At 63.1% G+C, this 16,931-nt stretch carries 15 protein-coding genes, 1 tRNA gene and 1 pseudogene; 4 read left to right on the top strand and 13 right to left on the bottom strand.

Translation table 11 applies throughout. From position 1 onward, the window contains the following. Positions 1–12 precede the first annotated feature (12 nt). On the top strand, positions 13–2,853 hold the full coding sequence (gene infB, locus N8A98_RS08830; RefSeq protein ID WP_262170719.1) for a translation initiation factor IF-2: 2,841 nt from the start codon (positions 13–15) through the stop codon (positions 2,851–2,853). Between the two features lie 71 nt (positions 2,854–2,924). Next, positions 2,925–3,467, top strand: a complete 543-nt coding sequence (locus N8A98_RS08825; protein ID WP_262170717.1) for a histidine phosphatase family protein — start codon at positions 2,925–2,927, stop codon at positions 3,465–3,467. 450 nt (positions 3,468–3,917) lie between these two features. Here N8A98_RS08825 and N8A98_RS08820 read toward each other — a convergent pair whose 3' ends face one another. From N8A98_RS08820 to N8A98_RS08770, 11 genes and pseudogenes are all read right to left on the bottom strand, one after another. Further along, entirely contained in the window at positions 3,918–4,541 is a 624-nt protein-coding gene (locus N8A98_RS08820) for a L,D-transpeptidase (RefSeq protein ID WP_390888818.1), read from the bottom strand. Between the two features lie 239 nt (positions 4,542–4,780). Then, positions 4,781–6,922 carry a polyribonucleotide nucleotidyltransferase gene (pnp, locus tag N8A98_RS08815; protein ID WP_262170715.1) on the bottom strand — a complete coding sequence of 714 codons (2,142 nt, stop codon included), beginning with the start codon at positions 6,920–6,922 and terminating at the stop codon, positions 4,781–4,783. A 319-nt stretch (positions 6,923–7,241) separates the two neighbouring features. After that, on the bottom strand, positions 7,242–7,511 hold the full coding sequence (gene rpsO / locus N8A98_RS08810; protein WP_035099306.1) for a 30S ribosomal protein S15: 270 nt from the start codon (positions 7,509–7,511) through the stop codon (positions 7,242–7,244). 136 nt (positions 7,512–7,647) lie between these two features. Continuing rightward, positions 7,648–9,348, bottom strand: coding sequence for a sensor histidine kinase (locus N8A98_RS08805; protein WP_162740453.1), 1,701 nt, complete (start codon positions 9,346–9,348; stop codon positions 7,648–7,650). Positions 9,349–9,448: 100 nt separating this feature from the next. Next, a pseudogene (gene rpoN, locus N8A98_RS08800) lies at positions 9,449–10,959 on the bottom strand (RNA polymerase factor sigma-54). Positions 10,960–11,081: 122 nt separating this feature from the next. Beyond that, positions 11,082–11,840 (bottom strand): LPS export ABC transporter ATP-binding protein, encoded by a 759-nt coding sequence (gene lptB / locus N8A98_RS08795; protein ID WP_113123551.1) that lies wholly within the window; start codon positions 11,838–11,840, stop codon positions 11,082–11,084. After that, positions 11,837–12,289 carry an LptA/OstA family protein gene (locus N8A98_RS08790; RefSeq protein WP_113123552.1) on the bottom strand — a complete coding sequence of 151 codons (453 nt, stop codon included), beginning with the start codon at positions 12,287–12,289 and terminating at the stop codon, positions 11,837–11,839. Before N8A98_RS08790 ends, lptB begins: the two co-directional genes overlap by 4 nt. Then, entirely contained in the window at positions 12,286–12,924 is a 639-nt protein-coding gene (locus N8A98_RS08785) for a hypothetical protein (RefSeq protein WP_262170708.1), read from the bottom strand. Before N8A98_RS08785 ends, N8A98_RS08790 begins: the two co-directional genes overlap by 4 nt. A 16-nt stretch (positions 12,925–12,940) precedes the next feature. After that, complete coding sequence (locus N8A98_RS08780) at positions 12,941–13,555, bottom strand: ribonuclease D (protein ID WP_262170707.1); 615 nt, start codon at positions 13,553–13,555, stop codon at positions 12,941–12,943. Positions 13,556–13,674: 119 nt separating this feature from the next. After that, positions 13,675–13,759: transfer RNA gene (locus N8A98_RS08775), tRNA-Leu, on the bottom strand. Between the two features lie 59 nt (positions 13,760–13,818). Continuing rightward, positions 13,819–14,181 (bottom strand): GFA family protein, encoded by a 363-nt coding sequence (locus N8A98_RS08770; RefSeq protein WP_262170705.1) that lies wholly within the window; start codon positions 14,179–14,181, stop codon positions 13,819–13,821. Positions 14,182–14,339: 158 nt separating this feature from the next. Here N8A98_RS08770 and N8A98_RS08765 point away from each other — a divergent pair, with 158 nt between their 5' ends. Next, positions 14,340–15,368, top strand: coding sequence for a complex I NDUFA9 subunit family protein (locus N8A98_RS08765; protein WP_262170704.1), 1,029 nt, complete (start codon positions 14,340–14,342; stop codon positions 15,366–15,368). Between the two features lie 71 nt (positions 15,369–15,439). On the opposite strand, the gene N8A98_RS08760 is transcribed toward N8A98_RS08765, so the two are convergent. Next, positions 15,440–15,712: a CopG family antitoxin gene (locus N8A98_RS08760; protein ID WP_262170702.1), complete on the bottom strand. Its 273-nt coding sequence runs from the start codon at positions 15,710–15,712 to the stop codon at positions 15,440–15,442. Beyond that, positions 15,693–15,983, bottom strand: a complete 291-nt coding sequence (locus N8A98_RS08755) for a BrnT family toxin (protein ID WP_262170700.1) — start codon at positions 15,981–15,983, stop codon at positions 15,693–15,695. Before N8A98_RS08755 ends, N8A98_RS08760 begins: the two co-directional genes overlap by 20 nt. Before the next feature lie 158 nt (positions 15,984–16,141). Between N8A98_RS08755 and N8A98_RS08750 the strand changes: the two genes are divergently transcribed. Further along, on the top strand, positions 16,142–16,879 hold the full coding sequence (locus tag N8A98_RS08750; RefSeq protein ID WP_315974538.1) for a PadR family transcriptional regulator: 738 nt from the start codon (positions 16,142–16,144) through the stop codon (positions 16,877–16,879). Positions 16,880–16,931: the final 52 nt, after the last annotated feature.

Genomic DNA, 16,931 nt, shown 5'->3' with positions numbered 1-16,931 from the left:
GACGCGAGAAGTATGGCTGATAACGACGACAAGCGCACGGACGACACTGGCGCCAAGAAGACGCTGACACTCAAGGGCGGCCCGGGCCTGGGCAATCGCCCCGGCATGTCGCGTGCACCGTCGCGCAGCACAGTGGTCGTCGAAAAGCGCACCCGCCGCGTACCGACGCCCGGTGCTCCCTCCGGCGCGCCGCAGCGCCCGCAATCGTCTGTCCCCTCCCAGGGTCAGCGCCCACAGCAGAGCCGTCCCGCTGCCCAGCAGCGTGCGCCACTTGGCCTGAGCGCGGCTGAAGCCGAAGCCCGGCGCCAGGCACTGGCTCTTGCCGGCGCCCGCCAGGCTGAGGATCGCGAGCGCTTTGCGGCTGAAGAGGCCCGCCGCATCGAGGACGATGCGCGCCGCCGCCAGATTCGCGAAGAAGCCGCCCGCCAGGAAGAAGAGCGCCGTCAGGCTGCCGAGCCCGAGGCCAGCCCGGTCGAAGCTCCGGCACCGGTGGCGGAAGCGCAGCCCGAACAGGCCGCCGCTCCGCAGGCGCCGGCAGAGCCCGCCGAGCCGGTGACCCCGGCCAGCCAGCGCAATGCCGGCCCGTCCAGCGTGCGCGTCGTCGCCGGCCGTCCTGGCCAGCCGCCGCGTCCGCCGCGGGTCGAGCGCCCCAGCAATACCCGCCCCGAAAGCGAACGCGGCGCCAATGCACTGATTCGTCCCGGTGCCGCCGGTGCCCGTCCGGGTGCTCCTGGCGCGCGTCCGTCGGGCACTGCCGGTCGCCCGGCCGGTGAACGCCGTCCGGCTGGTGCCGGCATGGCCCCGATCGGCAATGTGCCGCCGGCCGGCCCCAATGAAGCTGATGGCCGCAAGGTTCGTACCGGTTCGCCTTCCGCGCGTCCGACGACCGAAGCCGAACTGGAAAACGCCCGCCGCGCTTCGCGTGCGACGCCAGAGCGTCCGACCCGTCGCGTTGGCGAGGAAGCCAATGCGCGTGGCCGCCTGACGGTGACCAATGCCGGTACCGAGAGCGATCGCGACAAGGGTCCGTCCCTGGCCGCCATGCGCCGCCGCCGCGACAAGAAGATGGGCCGCAACCAGCAGGTTGCACCCAAGCTCAGCCGTGAAGTGGTCATTCCGGAGGCCATCACCGTTGCCGAATTGGCCAACCGCATGGCCGAACGCTCTGTCACCGTCATCAAGATGCTGATGGCACAGGGCACGATGGCCACCATCAACGACGTCATCGACGCCGACACCGCCGAGCTGATCGCAGCCGAGCTGGGCCATACGGTCAAGCGCGTCTCCGATGCCGACGTGGAAGAAGGCCTCTATGACATCCCCGCCGACGACAAGGCCGAGGATCTGACCGATCGCGCGCCGGTCGTGACCATTATGGGTCACGTCGACCACGGCAAGACCAGCCTGCTCGACGCGATCCGCGAAGCCAATGTGGTCTCGGGCGAAGCCGGTGGCATCACCCAGCATATCGGCGCTTACCAGGTCGAAAAGAACGGCAACAAGATCACCTTCCTTGATACCCCGGGCCACGAGGCGTTCACCGCCATGCGTGCCCGTGGCGCCCAGGCGACCGATATCGCGGTTCTGGTCGTGGCAGCCGATGACGGCGTGATGCCGCAGACCATCGAATCCATCAAGCATGCTAAGGCGGCCGGGGTTCCGATCATCGTGGCCATCAACAAGATGGATAAGCCCGAAGCCAATCCGACCCGCGTTCGCACCGAGCTGCTGCAGCATGAAGTGTTCGTGGAATCCATGGGCGGCGACGTGCTGGACGTGGAAGTGTCGGCCAAGACCCAGGCGGGTCTGGACAAGCTGCTCGAAACCATCTTGCTGCAGGCCGAAGTGCTGGAGCTGCGCGTGGCCCGCGATGGCCGTGCCGAAGGCCTGGTCATCGAAGCCAAGCTTGATCGCGGTCGCGGTGCGGTTGCGACCGTCCTCGTGCAGCGCGGTACTCTGGCTATTGGCGACATTCTCGTCGCCGGTACCGAATTTGCCCGCGTGCGTGCCCTGATCAACGACAAGGGCGAGCAGGTCAAGGAAGCCGGCCCCTCCATTCCGGTGGAAGTGCTTGGCTTTACCGGCGTGCCCTCGGCTGGCGACCGGTTCTCGGTCGTCGAGACCGAAGCCCGGGCCCGCGAAGTCACCGAATATCGTCAGCGCGCTATCCGTGAAAAGACGGCCGGCGGCGGTGCAACGAGCCTCGAGCAGATGATGAATCAGCTTAAGATCGCCGGCATCTCCAAGTTCCCGCTGATCATCAAGGGCGACGTGCAGGGTTCGGTCGAAGCGATCGTCGCTTCGCTCAACAAGCTTTCGACCGATGAAGTGTCGGCGCAGATCCTGATGAGCGGCGTGGGCGGTATCACCGAATCCGACGTGACCCTGGCTTCGGCCTCGAACGCCATCGTCATCGGCTTCAACGTGCGTGCCAACAAGCAGGCCACCGATCTTGCCACCCGCGACGGTATCGAAATCCGCTATTACAACATCATCTACGACCTCGTGGATGACGTGAAGGCGGCCATGTCGGGCCTGCTCAAGCCAGAGCGGCGCGAGACCTTCATCGGCAATGCCGAAATCCTGGAAGTCTTCTCGATCACCAAGGTCGGCAAGGTTGCCGGTTGCCGGATTACCGAGGGCATCGTCGAACGCGGTGCCGGCGTGCGCCTGATCCGCGACAACGTCGTTATCCACGAAGGCAAGCTCAAGACGCTCAAGCGCTTCAAGGACGAAGTCAAGGAAGTCCAGACCGGCCAGGAATGCGGCATGGCCTTCGAGAATTACGAAGACATGCGCGCTGGCGACGTCATCGAATGCTTCCGCGTCGAGACGGTGCAGCGCACGCTGTAAGCCGATCGGCAGGCAGGATTTTGCAAAGGGCGCGGTGCAAACCGCGCCCTTTGTCATTTAGAATGGCACCCATGACCAAGCTGATCCTCATCCGGCACAGCACGCCGCAGATCGATCCGACGGTGCCGGCCCGTGATTGGGTGCTCAGTGCCGAGGGCCACGCGGCGGCCAAGGCGCTTGCCGAACGGCTGGTTGGTCATGGAGTAGACGCCGTCATCTCCAGCGACGAGCCAAAGGCCCGCCAAACCGCCGAGGCGATCGCCTCCACCCTGCAATTGCCGCTCGAACTGGACCGCGACCTGCGCGAGCATGAGCGCGCCAACACCGGCTATCTACCGCGCCCCGAATTCGAGGCCGGCATCGCCCGCTTCTTTGCGCAACCCGATGAACTGACCTTCGGCGAGGAGACGGCCGACCAAGTCTTCTCGCGCTTCTCGGCCGCCGTGGAACGCAGCACGAAGCAAAGCCGCGGCACGATCGCGCTGGTCACCCACGGCACCGCGCTGACGCTCTATCTCGCCCGCACCACCGGTATTGCGCCGCTACCCTTCTGGCGCTCGCTGACCCTGCCAATGGCCATAGCGCTTGAAGGCGGGGCGTTGAGCATCCTTTAGGAGTAACGCCGTAGGGGTTCGCGCCTTTGCGACGGTCCGCCGTGGACCTGGCGCTGCGTTGGCGGGCCGCAGACCCAAGTGAGGACGCACGCACCAACAGGGGCGCCTGTGCCGTCACCAATTTCCGTTCCATCGTCATTACCCGGCTCGCCCGGGTAATCCATCGCGCCGCGCGCGCTGTGGCATGGATTGCGCGGACGAGCCGGGCAATGACGGTGCGGAGCGGTGTGAACTCAGCCCTAGTGGCTCGGAAAACCCGCGCATTAGCCCGAAGGTCCAAGCCTTCCCTTACAAATCAAAGCCCAAAAACCAAAAGACCCAGCTCTTGCAAGCTGGGTCTTTCTGAAATTTCCGGGCCATTGTCGCGGCAGCGGCAATCTTTTTTTCGGTGACTACGGATTCCGAAACAAGGATCCCCGCTGTCGCGATAATGGCCCGAGGGCTGGCGTTCTAGTTGATCACCACGACGCGGGTGCCGGTGGGCACGCGGGCATAGAGGTCCAGAATGTCCTGGTTCATCAGGCGGATACAGCCCGAGGAAACATTGGTGCCGATGGTGTAGGGCTCGGTCGTGCCATGCAGGCGGAACAGCGTGTCCTGGCCGTTCTTGTAGAGATAAAGCGCGCGCGGACCCAGCGGGTTGGTCGGGCCGCCTTCCATGCCGCCGGCATAGGGGCCATAGCGGTCGGGTTCGCGCTTGATCATGGACTGGGTGGGTGTCCAGCGTGGCCACTGGGCCTTGCGGCCGATCGTGGCGGTGCCGCGGAACACCAGGGCCTCGGTCTTGCCCACGCCGATGCCGTAGCGCAGCGCACGGCCGCCTTCGAGCACCAGATAGAGGAAGCGGGCCGGGGTATCGACAACGATGGTGCCGACCGGCTCGGAGGTGGTGTAGGGCACTTCCTGGCGCCACCATTGCGGGTCGACACGGCGCAGATCCATGGCGGCGATGGGGAAGGGCTCGTTATACACGGCGCCATACATGGCCTGGTAATAGGGATCGATACGGGGTTCTTCGACCACCGGCGCACGCGAGGTGGTGCAGGCGGCCAGAGCGAGGGGCATACCGATCATGAACAAACGGCGATTGAGCACAGCGAATCCTATGGGACGACGCAATTAGGTTGAGTTAGCAATGACCTATGCAGCCAAAGCGGACTTGCATAGTGCAGGAAAGCATCACTTGCCGAACGGGATGCAAGGCCATCGGTTCCTCGCAGGAAAGTGAAGCACTTATGCTTGTTGCAAAGTTACCACAAAAACGAAAAGGCCCGGAAAACCCGGGCCTTCCGTCAATGGTGTAGCCAGCCGGATTATTCGGCGGCGGCTTCTTCGGACTTGATTTCCTTGCCGGTTGCCTGATCGACAACCTTCATGGAGAGGCGGACCTTGCCGCGCTCGTCAAAGCCGAGCAGCTTGACCCAGACCTTGTCGCCTTCCTTGACCACGTCGGTGGTCTTGGCAACGCGCTGGTCGGCCAGCTGGGAGATATGCACCAGGCCATCCTTGGCGCCGAAGAAGTTGACGAAAGCGCCGAAATCGGCGGTCTTGACGACTGTGCCCTGATAGATGGCGCCCACTTCGGCTTCGTCGGTGATCGACTTGATCCACTTGATGGCTGCATCGATCTGCGCGCCGTCGCTGGAGGCAATCTTGATCGTGCCATCGTCGTCGATATTGATCTTGGCGCCGGTCTTTTCGACGATCTCGCGGATCACCTTGCCGCCGGTGCCGATCACTTCACGGATCTTTTCGGTCGGGATCTTGATGGTCTCGATGCGCGGAGCGAACTCGCCCACTTCCGAACGGGACGCGGTGATGGCTTTGGCCATTTCGCCCAGGATGTGGATACGGCCGTCCTTGGCCTGACCCAGCGCGATCTGCATGATCTGCTCGGTAATGCCGGCGATCTTGATGTCCATCTGCAGGCTCGTGATACCCTGATCGGTACCCGCCACCTTGAAGTCCATGTCGCCCAGGTGATCTTCGTCACCCAGGATATCGCTCAGCACGGCGAACTTTTCGCCTTCGAGGATCAGGCCCATGGCGATACCGGCGACGGGGCGCGCCAGCGGCACGCCGGCATCCATCAGTGCGAGCGAAGTGCCGCAGACGGTTGCCATCGAGGACGAACCATTGGATTCGGTGATCTCGGACACGATACGGATCGTATAGGGGAATTCTTCCACCGAGGGACGGATCGGGTTGATCGCGCGCCAGGCCAGCTTGCCATGGCCGATTTCGCGACGGCCGGGCGAACCCATGCGGCCAGCTTCACCCACCGAATAGGGAGGGAAGTTGTAGTGCAGCAGGAAGTTCTGCTTCTGGGTGCCTTCGAGCGAGTCGATATATTGCTCGTCTTCGCCGGTGCCGAGGGTCGCCACGACCAGCGCCTGGGTTTCCCCGCGGGTGAACAGCGCCGAACCATGGGTGCGGGGCAGGACGCCGACTTCGGAAACGATCGGGCGGACGGTCGAAAGATCACGGCCATCGATACGCAGGCCGGTGTCGAGCACGTTCCAGCGCACGACCTTGGCCTGCAGGTGCTTGAACACCGCGCCAACGTCTTCGGCCGAGAGTTCACCGGCTTCGACGCGAGCGGCAAAGTGTGCCTTGGCAACGGCCTTGACGGCGTCGACGGCAGCGTAGCGCTCTTCCTTCTTGGTCAGCTTGTAGGCTGCACGCAGGTCGGCTTCGACGACGCCCAGCATTTCGGTTTCGATGGCGGAATGATCTTCCGGCTCGAAATCGCGGGCATCCTTGGCGGCGAGTTCAGCCAGCTTGATGATGGCGTCGATCACCTTGCGGCTCTCGGCATGGCCGAACATCACGGCGCCCAGCATGACTTCTTCGCTGAGTTCCTTGGCTTCGGATTCAACCATCAGCACGGCGTCGGCAGTGCCGGCCATGACCAGGTCGAGCTTGCTGTCGGCGCGGCGGTCGACGGGCAGGTTGAGGACATATTCGCCATCGACATAACCAACGCGGGCAGCGCCGATCGGGCCCATGAAGGGAACGCCCGAAATGGTCAGGGCAGCCGAGGCTGCGACCATGGCCAGCACGTCCGGATTGTTCTCCATGTCATGCTGGAGCACGGTCACGATGACCTGGGTCTCGTTCTTGTAGCCATCGGGGAACAGGGGGCGGATCGGACGGTCGATCAGGCGGCTGGTCAGCGTTTCGGCTTCGGTCGGGCGGCCTTCGCGCTTGAAGTAACCACCGGGGATCTTGCCGGCGGCAAAATATTTTTCCTGGTAGTTGACAGTCAGCGGGAAGAAGTCGATGCCCGGCTTGGGTGACTTGGCGCTGACAACGGTCGCCAGCAGCACGGTTTCACCCAGGGTGGCGAGCACGGCGCCATCGGCCTGGCGGGCAATCTTGCCGGTTTCGAGCGTCAGGGGCTGGCCGCCCCAGTTGAGCTCGACTTTATGGTGGTCGAAATTGATGGTCGTCATTGTATCGTCTTTCCATTCTGCCGGCTGAGCGGGAACGCGGGGCGCGTAGCTAAACCCCGCGAACTCATCCGGTGTGCCCGCACCTCCAACGCACCCCATGTGCGCAAAAGGCTCAAAATCAGGCACTGTTACGGCTGGCTAGGACGAAACATGGGCAAGACAACAAGCAGCTCCCCGGGGAAGCGGCCAATAATCCTGCCATGCTCCGGCACTTGCCGGTCTACGCTGGCGCCCCATTCCGCTCTCCCGGTAAACGGGTCGGAATGGCGGCAAGGCGAATGCGGAACTGGCTCCCGCATTCGCAAGTTCAAAGCTGCGCTTAGCGGCGCAGGCCGAGCTTTTCGATCAAGGTCTTGTAACGGGCGTCGTCAATCTTCTTGACATAGTCAAGCAGGCTGCGACGGGTCGAAACGAGCTTGAGCAGGCCGCGGCGGGAATGGTTGTCCTTGCCGTGATCCTTGAAGTGCTCGGTGAGGTTGGCAATGCGCTCGGAGAGGATGGCAACCTGCACTTCGGGCGAGCCCGTATCGTTCGGCTTGGTTGCGTATTCCTGGATCAGAGCAGTCTTGCGCTCGGGCGTAATCGACATCGGAAATATCCTTTCAAAGGAGGATTGGGTCGCCCCGGCCGGGATGTCGTCCAGGCAGGGCCATTGACGCCCGGTGCCCGCAAAGGCGCCGAACTTGGGGCTGCATATAGGGCAAAGCGGGGGATAACGCCAGAATTTATTCCGAATCAGGCTCGTCGGCGGGGGCAGGGGCCAGCGCCGGATCGATGCCCGCGAGCGGAATTGCGAAGCGCCACTCCAGCCCATCGGCGTGATAGATCCGCTCGACCTCGGCATTCAGCGCCCGCCCGACCATGGATTTGAGCACCGTGGTGCCAAAGCCGCTGCGCTCGCTCGCCTCCAGCGTCCTGACAAGGGTTTCCCGCCAGACTAGCTCGAGCCGTTCGCCGTCCCTTTGCCAGGTCACCGACAAATGCCCTTCGTCATCGAGAAAGGCGCCGTATTTGACCGCATTGGTGGCCAGTTCATGCACCGCCATGCCCAGGGTCTGCGCCGCCTGGCCATTGAGCCGCACGGCGGGGCCGGCAATCTGCACCCTTCCGGCCGTAACCGGGCGGAACGGCTCGATATGGTGTTCGATCAATTCACCCAGCAGCACGCCGGCCGTGCCATGGGTGAGCAACAGGTCGGTGGAGCGGGCCAATCCCAGAATGCGCCGCTCGAAGGCTTGCACATAGCTGGGCAGGTCAGTGGCGCCGCGGGCGGTCTGCTTGGCCATCGCGGCAATCACGGTCATCTGGTTCTTGGAGCGATGCGCCAGTTCGCGCAGCAGGAACCGCACCTCGCGCTCGGCCGCCTGGCGGACCTCGGAAGCCTGTTCCAGCGCCTCGGACACTTCGGCAATTTCCGAGACCGGATAGGGCTTGGCCACCACCGGCTCGCCCGCGCCCAGCCGCCGTGCATCCCGTGCCAGACCCCGCACCGAGCTGCCGATGCGCTTGCTGCCCCAGAACAGGGCTGCCAGGATCAGCCCCAGCAGCACGATGCCGCCGGCGATCAGCATCAGCACGGCAATGAGCAAGGGCTGGGAAATGCTCGACACCGGCGCCCAGGCCACCAGCCGCCAGCCGGTGGTGACCGAGCGCTGGATCACGCCCAAAGCGGCGCCCTGATTGGTATCCAGATGCTGCCAGCCCAGCGAGAAGGCCTGCGCCATGGCGTTGAACGGGGTAAAATCCTCGCCCGCTTCGCCCACCCCGGGCGTGGCGGCGATGATCCGGCCCTCATTGTCGAGCAGGGCCGTGTTCCAGCCCTGGGGCAGGCTATTGGCCGACAGCGCGCCGGCGAAATTGCTGGCAGGCTGGTTGAGCGCGATGAGCTTGGTGCCCTCCGGCCCCAGATCGACCGGCAAGAGGATATTGTAGACCCATTGCCGCGACACCGCGCCAAACACCAGGTCGGTGACCACCGGTTCGGTGCCGGCAAAGGCGCGCTCGCTGGAGGGTATGTCATTGGTGGTTCTGGGCGGGCTGTCGAATGGCTCGCGCGTGCTGGCAAAGGTGCTGAAATCGGGATTGACGATGAATAGATTGGCATTGGTGCCGGCCAGCGCCACGACACTGGCATCGTAAAAGCTGCGATAATCGCCGGCGCGCAGGGCAGGGGAGGCGGCCAGCACGCGCAAGGTGGTGATATTGGCGGCGATTTCGCGTTCCATGGCCTGCACGATGGAGCGCGACGTCGCCACGATCAGGGTTTCGACAGTGCTTTCCTGCGCCGCCTGATTGCGCTGGATCAGGATGCCGGCGAACAGAAAGCTCGGCACGACGCCGGCAAAGGCCAGCACCAGCAGATAGAATATGATCGAGCGGGATCCAGACCGGGTGTGGATCGTCTTGGTTTCCGCCGCCTTGCTCATGCACACTCAAATCCGGTGGCAGCAGGCGCGCGATTCGTCCCACTTTTGCCCACAGGAACCATAGGGGCTCCGCCCCATATTGGGCAATCGCAAAGGCTACTTAGCCGGCATGCTCCAGATTCTTCTTCTGCCGGCGGCGGATCACCGAGGAGGGAATATTCATGCCCTCCCGGTATTTGGCGACAGTGCGCCGGGCCAGCTCGATCCCCTGCTCCTTGTGCAGCAGCTCGGCAATGGTGTCGTCCGAGAGCACGTCGGTGATCGCCTCGGCCTCGATCAATTGGCGGATGCGGTGGCGCACCGCCTCGGCCGAGTGATCCCCCCGCCAACGCTCGAGGCAATCGCGGTGGTGAAGAAATATTTCATCTCGAACAGGCCGCGTGGCGTAGCGATATATTTGTTCGAGGTCACCCGGCTGACGGTCGATTCATGCATGTCGATGGTTTCGGCCACCATTTTGAGCGTCATCGGCCGCAAATGGGCGATGCCATGCACCAGGAACTGATCCTGCTGCCGCACGATTTCCGCCGCCACTTTCAAAATCGTCTGCGCCCGTTGGTCCAGACTCTTGGTCAGCCAATTGGCGGTGGCGAGGCAATCGGACAGGAACGCCTTTTCGCTGGGCTCGCGGGTCTTTTTGGTGACGCTGGTATAATAGACGCGATTGACCAGCACGCGCGGCAGCACTTCGGTATTGAGCTCGATCTGCCAGGCGCCATCCGGCCCCGGCCGCACGAACACATCAGGCACCACCGCTTCGATCGGCCCGCTGTCAAAGGCCAGCCCAGGCTTGGGATCGAGCCGGCGGATTTCGCCCAGCATGTCGGCCAGGTCCTCGCGATCGCAGCCCACTGCACGCAATAGCCCCGCCACATTATGCTCGGCCAGAAGCCCGATATTGTCGAGCAGCGCCTGCATCATCGGGTCGAGCCGGTCACGCTCGCGCAATTGCATGGCAAGGCATTCCGGCACGGTACGGGCAAATACCCCCACCGGGTCACAGCCCTGCAAGGCCCCCAGCACCGCCTCCACATCGGCCAGTTCGGCCCCCAGCAATTCGGCAATGCTGTCGAGTTCGACCGCCAGATATCCGGCCTCGTTGAGGTTATCGATCAGATGGCGCGCAATCATCCGGTCCGCCGGCATGCGCAGGATCAGATTGGCCTGGGCCTCCAGATGCTCGGAGAGCAAGGGCCGTGAGGCGACGAATTGATCGATATCGGGCGCGTCCCCACCTTCGCTAGCCCCATTGCGGTCGAGCCGGCTGGTGGGAATCAACTGGTCCTGCGCCGCCTGGTCGGGAAACACATTCTCGACCGCCGTGTCATAGCCATCGGCAATCGAGCCGGCATCCTGGATGCGCTCGCCCCGCTCCACGGTATCTTCATAGGCGCTGATTTCGGTGGTGCGCTCGGGCACTTCCGCGGGTTCGGCGTCGCCCGGCTCGGCCCCATCCTCGCGCTCGAGCAGGGGATTGCGCAGCAATTCGGCATCGACGAAATCGTTGAGTTCCAGATGGCTCAATTGCAGCAGCCGGATCGACTGCATCAATTGCGGCGTCAGCGTCAGGCTTTGAGCCTGCCGAAATTCGAGCCGCGGCGAAAGTGCCATCCATCCGTCCCTGAAACGCAAAAATCCTGGCCGTTTCTGGCCACTTCCCGGCGGCACCATGCCTCATTTCGCGGCACGGGGCAAGCGATAGGGCAAGTTCCGTGCCAAGTGCCGGGCCGCGGCTAGATCTCGAAATTCTCGCCCAGATAGACCCGGCGCGCATCGGGGTCGGCGCTGATGGTTTCGGGCCGCCCCTGGATCATCACCTTGCCGCCATGGATGACATAGGCGCGGTCGACCAGGCCCAGCGTTTCACGCACCGCATGGTCGGTGATCAGCACGCCAATGCCGCGGCGGGTCAATTGCTTGACCAGCGCCTTGACCTCGGCCACCGCGATCGGGTCGACGCCCGCAAAGGGTTCGTCGAGCAGCATGAAAACCGGATCAGCGGCCAGCGCCCGGGCGATTTCGACGCGCCGGCGCTCCCCGCCCGACAAGGCTAATGCATTGGCCTTGGCCAGGTGCTGGATGGAAAATTCCTCGAGCAGGGATTCTAGCCGCGCCTGGCGCGCCGCCTTGCCCTTCACGTGGTTTTCCAGCACCGCCATGATATTGCCGGCGACGCTGAGCCCGCGGAAAATCGAGGGCTCCTGCGGCAGATAGCCAATGCCCAATTGCCCGCGCTGGAACAGCGGTAAATGGGTAATCGGCCTGCCATCGAGCCGGATATCACCGCTATCGGGCTTTACCAGCCCCATGATCATGGTGAAAACCGTGGTCTTGCCCGCGCCATTGGGCCCCAGCAGCCCCACAGCCTCGCCGCGTCGCACCGCCAGCGATACGTCACGCACCACGCTGCGCTTGCCAAAGCTCTTGGCCAGGCTATGCGCTACGAGCCAGCCGGTCTGGTCGACCCGTGATTTTGCCGCTTCATCATTCATTGCGAGTTGAAGACCCCGGTCACCCGCCCGCCGCCAGTGCTGGAAAAGGTCGACACATTGGTTTCAAGGTTCACCACCAATTCGCTCGAATTGACCGTGCCGCCCGAATTGATCACCACCACATTGCCGGTCAGCCGCAGCAATTGATCGGAGGGGGTGAAGACGGCGCGCTGGCCGGTCGCGGTCTGGTCCTTGGTCTCCAGCTTGACGTCGCCGGTGGCCTCGAAGCTCTTGATGTCATTGGTGCCGCCTTCGCCATAGATAGCCACGACATGGGGCGCCCACACGGTCACCGTGGGGTGCTTGACCACCACATTGCCGTCGAACACGGCTTCCCGCTTGGTTTCCTCGATGGTGAACTTGTCGGCGGTGATCTCAACCTTTTGCTGCGCCCAGGCCGGACTGGCCAGCAACAGCAAGCTCATGGCAAGCAGGAGGCGCGGCATCATGGGATGGTTTCTCCAGGGGTCGAAGGCAGGGTGACGATGGCCCTGGTAAATGTCCAGGTCTGCTGTTTGGCATCATAGACCATGCCGGCGGCCTTGATATCGCTGCCGTCGGAATAATTAATGCTCACTGGGCCCTTGGCGGTCAGCACCGATCGGGTCCAGTCGAATTCCGATTGCTCGAACACGCCCGTGGTGCCGGTCGTGTCGGTGAAATGGGCCACCCCATCGATAAAGACTATTTGGTTGGTGGTATCGAGCAGCGCCGCGTCCGAGCTGGCGCGCATCGACACGCCGCTGGTGCGGTCCACTTCGAGCACGGCATCGCTCAATTCGATCCGGTCGGTGGCGTTCATCGCCGCCCGCGCCGCGCTGGCCGTGACGCGATAGGCGGCGCCATCCTCGAGCAGCCCGGCATATTCGGGAGCATCCACCGAAACCCCGTCGCGCGTCACCGAGATCTGGCCGACGCCGAAGCGGGCGCCGATGCTGGACAGATAGATCTGCCCGGCCAGCAGCACCAGGGTCAGCGCCCCCAAAGCCGGCACGCCGATGCGCAGGATCGACACGATCCGGTTGCGCCGCACCAGGCGCCGATAGGTAGCCAGCCGTTCCGGTGCGTCGATATGGATTGTCATCGCAACCCCTTGGCTCTCAGCTATGGGCGAAAATATCGGTTTCGTCCCAGCCCAATAGATCAAGCTCGCACCGCGTCTTGAGGAAATCAAAGCATTGCCGGGCCAGCTCGGTGCGGTTTTCGCGCTGCAGCATGCGATCGAGATGCCGCTTCAGATCATGCAGATAGAGCACGTCGGAGGCCGCATAATCGAGCTGCGCGTCGCTCAGCTTGTCCGCGCCCCAGTCCGAGCTCTGCTGCTGCTTGGACAGGTCCACATTGAGCAGTTCACGCACCAGATCCTTCAACCCATGCCGGTCGGTATAGGTCCGCACCAGCTTGGACGCGATCTTGGTGCAATAGATCGGCCCGGTCACCACGCCAAAGCGGTTCTTGAGCACGGCTACGTCAAAGCGCGCATAGTGGAAAATCTTGGTGACGGCAGGGTCGCCCAGCAGCTTGACCAGATTGGGCGCCTCATTGCTGCCCTGGGGGATTTGCACCACATCGGCGCTGCCATCGCCGGGCGACAGCTGGATCACGCAGAGCCGGTCACGATGGGGATCAAGGCCCATGGTTTCGGTGTCGATGGCGACTTCCCTGCCATAGCGGGAAAGGTCAAGCAGATCGCCGCGATGCAGTCTTATGGCCATGGGACGTCTCGAAAATTGCGCGTTCCGTTCCTCTTGGCACAGCAAGAGGGCATTGGAAAGGCGGCTCCCGGAAAAGCGAAGCGCCGGCCACGACTTCCGTCGTGACCGGCGCTTAAACTTGGTGCCCAGAAGAAGACTCGAACTTCCACACCTTGCGGTACACGGACCTGAACCGTGCGCGTCTACCAATTCCGCCATCTGGGCAAGTGGCGGTGTAACTAGGGTGCAAGCCGACGCTTGTCAACGGGCTTTCGCAGCTACCCTCAAAAGTTCGCGCCGTCCCAGTGCCTGATCGTGTTGCGGTCCACTGCCGGGGCATCGTCGAGGCAGTTCACATTGATCATGACCGTGGCTTTGCCACTCCCATCTTCTCCGCGCGCAAACGATTCGATGCCGCACTGGCTGCAGAACAGATGATCGATTCTATCGGTATTGAAGTGATAGGGGACCAGCTTGTCCGCCCCGCTCAGCAAGACGAATTCGTCCGCCGGCACCGGCTGCAAAATCCAGCCCAGCCGCCGGCAACGCGAGCAATTGCAATCCATCAGCCCGTCAAGCGCGGTATTGGCGGTAAACCGCACGGCGCCGCAATGGCATTGCCCGTGATACATTCTGGCTTCGCTCATGACAAAATCTCCTCAGCTGTTTCGAACAAACCAAGAACATACCGGGCCCGGAGTCAAGCCCGTTCCGCGCTCGATGCCCTCGACAGCCACGCCTTGCCTGCGCTAGAACCCGAGCCAACTTGCCGCGCGCCCCTCGCGCCATTTGCCGGAGCTTTTGCATGGACAGGATCGAACCCAAACTCGTCACCATCTTTGGCGGTTCCGGCTTCGTGGGAACCCAGATCGTGCAATTGCTGGCCGATAAGGGCCATCGCATCCGCGTCGCCGTGCGCCGGCCGGACCTGGCCGGACACCTCAAGACCCTGGGCATGGTCGGCCAGATCCTGCCCATCCAGGCCAATGTGCGGAACCAGGCGTCCATCGTCCGCGCCGTCGCCAAGGCCGATATCGTCATCAATCTGACGGGCATCGGCTATGAACGCGGGGCCCAGACCTTCCGGGCGGTCCATACCGAGGGGGCTGGGCTGATTGCCGCTGCCGCCAAGGCCGCAGGCGCCGAAGCCCTGGTGCATATGTCGGCGCTCGGCGCCGACCAGGCCGCCGCGGTCAGCGCCTATGCCAGCTCCAAGCTCGAGGGCGAAGCCGCCGTGCTTGCGGCCTTCCCCAATGCCGTCATTTTCCGGCCCTCCATCATGTTTGGCCGCGACGACAGCTTCTTCAATCTCATGGGCGGCCTGTCCCGGCTCTTCCCGGCCCTGCCGCTGATCGGAGGCGACACGCGCTTCCAGCCCGTCTATGTCGGCGATGTCGCCCAGGCTTTTGCCAAGGCCGCCGAGGGCGAGCTCAAGACCGGCCGGATTTACGAACTGGGGGGGCCGATTGTGGAAACCCACCGTGCCCTGTTGCAGCGCATCCTGCGCGAAGCCGGCCGCAAGAATTCGCTGCTGACGCTGTCGCCCGGCTTTGCCAAGGTGCTGGCCGCCCCGCTCGCCGTCCTGCCCTTCCCCCCGCTGCTGACCGCCGACCGGGTCGATCTGCTGGGCGTCGACAATGTAGTGTCCGAAACCGCCATCAAGGAAAAGCGCACCCTGGCCGGCATCGGCATCGCGCCCACCTCCATGGATACTATCCTGCCCACCTACATGTACCGCTTCCGCAAACACGGCCAATTTGACCGCGACGCCAGCCTTGCCGACCCCACCTCGTTCAAGGCCGATCCCTCGCACTACGAAAAGGTCAAGATCTAACCCTTCACCTCTCCCTTGGGGAGGTCGGGCCGGGTGAGGAGGGCCTTCCCTTTGTCATTCAGCCAGGCGCGTCAGCGCTTGGATGCCTCTGCCAGATCCCGCTCGATCAACATGCGCACGTAGCGCGTGAATGGTACGCCCTTGGTGGCCGCCCGGTCCTTGAGGGCGTCGAGCAAGGATTGCGGAATGCGCATATTGAGCGCCGCCGCCTTCTTTTCAAATTCGAAACGTGTTGGCTTGAAGCCGGATAGATCGTATTCGCTGAGATCTGCCGTCTCGACAAAGGCTTCCGCCTCTGCGTCGCGCGATAGCACCGGCATGGCCTTAAGTTTGTCCTTGCTCATAGCGTCTGATCTCCTTGTCATGCATGTAGCGGGCGCTGATCGGGCGGATGAATAGCCCGTTCTCGCGCTGCCTCAGCGTAAAGGCAGCAAATACATATCGGCCCGAGGCAACTTTCCCGATGGCGCGATAACGAAGCTCGCCCGCGCTAGGATCTGGGTAAACACCCGGCTCCCCGGCAAACAGGCTCTCTATCTCATCCTGCGAGACGCCGTGCTTGCCGCATTTGGGCGAGTTGCCGTCATCCCAATCAAGGCCCGCAATCGTTAGCATCAGCTATTTATGCGTTTGTGTAGGCAAATGCAATACGCCAGAGCAAATTCGCGCACACAACACCCCTCCAAAAACAATCGTAAGATATATCTTGAAATCGCCACGAACCAGGCCGATCTTAGCTCTCAACGCAATCCAAGATATATCGGAGACACATTATGGGACAATATTGGCGCGATGGAGAGCCCAATTGGCGTCGGCTTGAAGCCATGGCCCGCCGCAGCTGGGGGCAGTTCGCCGGCGGCGTCGGCGGCGATGGCTGGGGCAATATGGGCGGCAATTTCCGCATCGGGCGCATGCTTGCCTCGGGCGATCTGCGGCTGGTGGCGCTCTATCTCATCGAGCAGCAACCCCGCCATGGCTATGATCTGATCAAGGCCATCGAGGAAAAATCGGGTGGCTTCTATTCGCCCAGCCCCGGCATCGTCTATCCGGCGCTGACTTTCCTTGAGGAAGCCGGCTACGTGACCTCGCAGGCCGATGGCAATAAAAAGCTCTATACCATCACCGATGAGGGCCGCACCCACCTGGCCGATAATCGCGAAGCCATTGAATCCACCCTGTCATTCCTCGCCAAAGCCGGCGAGCAGATGAACCGCTTCCGTGAATTCGCCAAGGCCGATTGGCCGTTCAACCGCGAACAGGGCCCCGAGGCCGGCAACCACCCGCATCACCGCGGCCGTGGCTTCGGCTTCGGTCCCGGCGGCCATGAGCCCGACGCCGACCGCGACCTGCGCGATGTCGTGCCCGAGCTCAACGATGCCCGCCGCGATCTCAAGGCCGCGCTCAAAAAGGCCCGCGCCGGCTCGCCCGAGCAGCAGCGCGAAGCCGCCGATATCCTGCTCCACGCCGCCGCCCAGATCGAGGCGCTTGGCGAAGACGACGTCGATATCTGAGCAAGCAATGGGGCGCCGTAACGACCGGCGCCCCATAATACCTATCTAATAC

Source organism: Devosia neptuniae (assembly GCF_025452235.1).
In the GTDB taxonomy this organism is placed as follows: Bacteria; Pseudomonadota; Alphaproteobacteria; order Rhizobiales; family Devosiaceae; genus Devosia.
The sequence above is the reverse complement of the archived record's forward strand: the minus strand, read 5'-3'. Positions and strand labels throughout refer to the sequence as shown.

Excerpts from the sequence above, each read along its gene's own strand:
- infB (WP_262170719.1), top strand. The coding sequence starts at position 13 with ATGGCTGATAACGACGACAAGCGCACGGACGACACTGGCGCCAAGAAG.
- N8A98_RS08825 (WP_262170717.1), top strand. The coding sequence starts at position 2,925 with ATGACCAAGCTGATCCTCATCCGGCACAGCACGCCGCAGATCGATCCG.
- N8A98_RS08820 (WP_390888818.1), bottom strand. The coding sequence starts at position 4,541 with ATGATCGGTATGCCCCTCGCTCTGGCCGCCTGCACCACCTCGCGTGCG.
- pnp (WP_262170715.1), bottom strand. The coding sequence starts at position 6,922 with ATGACGACCATCAATTTCGACCACCATAAAGTCGAGCTCAACTGGGGC.
- rpsO (WP_035099306.1), bottom strand. The coding sequence starts at position 7,511 with ATGTCGATTACGCCCGAGCGCAAGACTGCTCTGATCCAGGAATACGCA.
- N8A98_RS08805 (WP_162740453.1), bottom strand. The coding sequence starts at position 9,348 with ATGAGCAAGGCGGCGGAAACCAAGACGATCCACACCCGGTCTGGATCC.
- lptB (WP_113123551.1), bottom strand. The coding sequence starts at position 11,840 with ATGAATGATGAAGCGGCAAAATCACGGGTCGACCAGACCGGCTGGCTC.
- N8A98_RS08790 (WP_113123552.1), bottom strand. The coding sequence starts at position 12,289 with ATGATGCCGCGCCTCCTGCTTGCCATGAGCTTGCTGTTGCTGGCCAGT.
- N8A98_RS08785 (WP_262170708.1), bottom strand. The coding sequence starts at position 12,924 with ATGACAATCCATATCGACGCACCGGAACGGCTGGCTACCTATCGGCGC.
- N8A98_RS08780 (WP_262170707.1), bottom strand. The coding sequence starts at position 13,555 with ATGGCCATAAGACTGCATCGCGGCGATCTGCTTGACCTTTCCCGCTAT.
- N8A98_RS08770 (WP_262170705.1), bottom strand. The coding sequence starts at position 14,181 with ATGAGCGAAGCCAGAATGTATCACGGGCAATGCCATTGCGGCGCCGTG.
- N8A98_RS08765 (WP_262170704.1), top strand. The coding sequence starts at position 14,340 with ATGGACAGGATCGAACCCAAACTCGTCACCATCTTTGGCGGTTCCGGC.
- N8A98_RS08760 (WP_262170702.1), bottom strand. The coding sequence starts at position 15,712 with ATGAGCAAGGACAAACTTAAGGCCATGCCGGTGCTATCGCGCGACGCA.
- N8A98_RS08755 (WP_262170700.1), bottom strand. The coding sequence starts at position 15,983 with ATGCTAACGATTGCGGGCCTTGATTGGGATGACGGCAACTCGCCCAAA.
- N8A98_RS08750 (WP_315974538.1), top strand. The coding sequence starts at position 16,142 with ATGGGACAATATTGGCGCGATGGAGAGCCCAATTGGCGTCGGCTTGAA.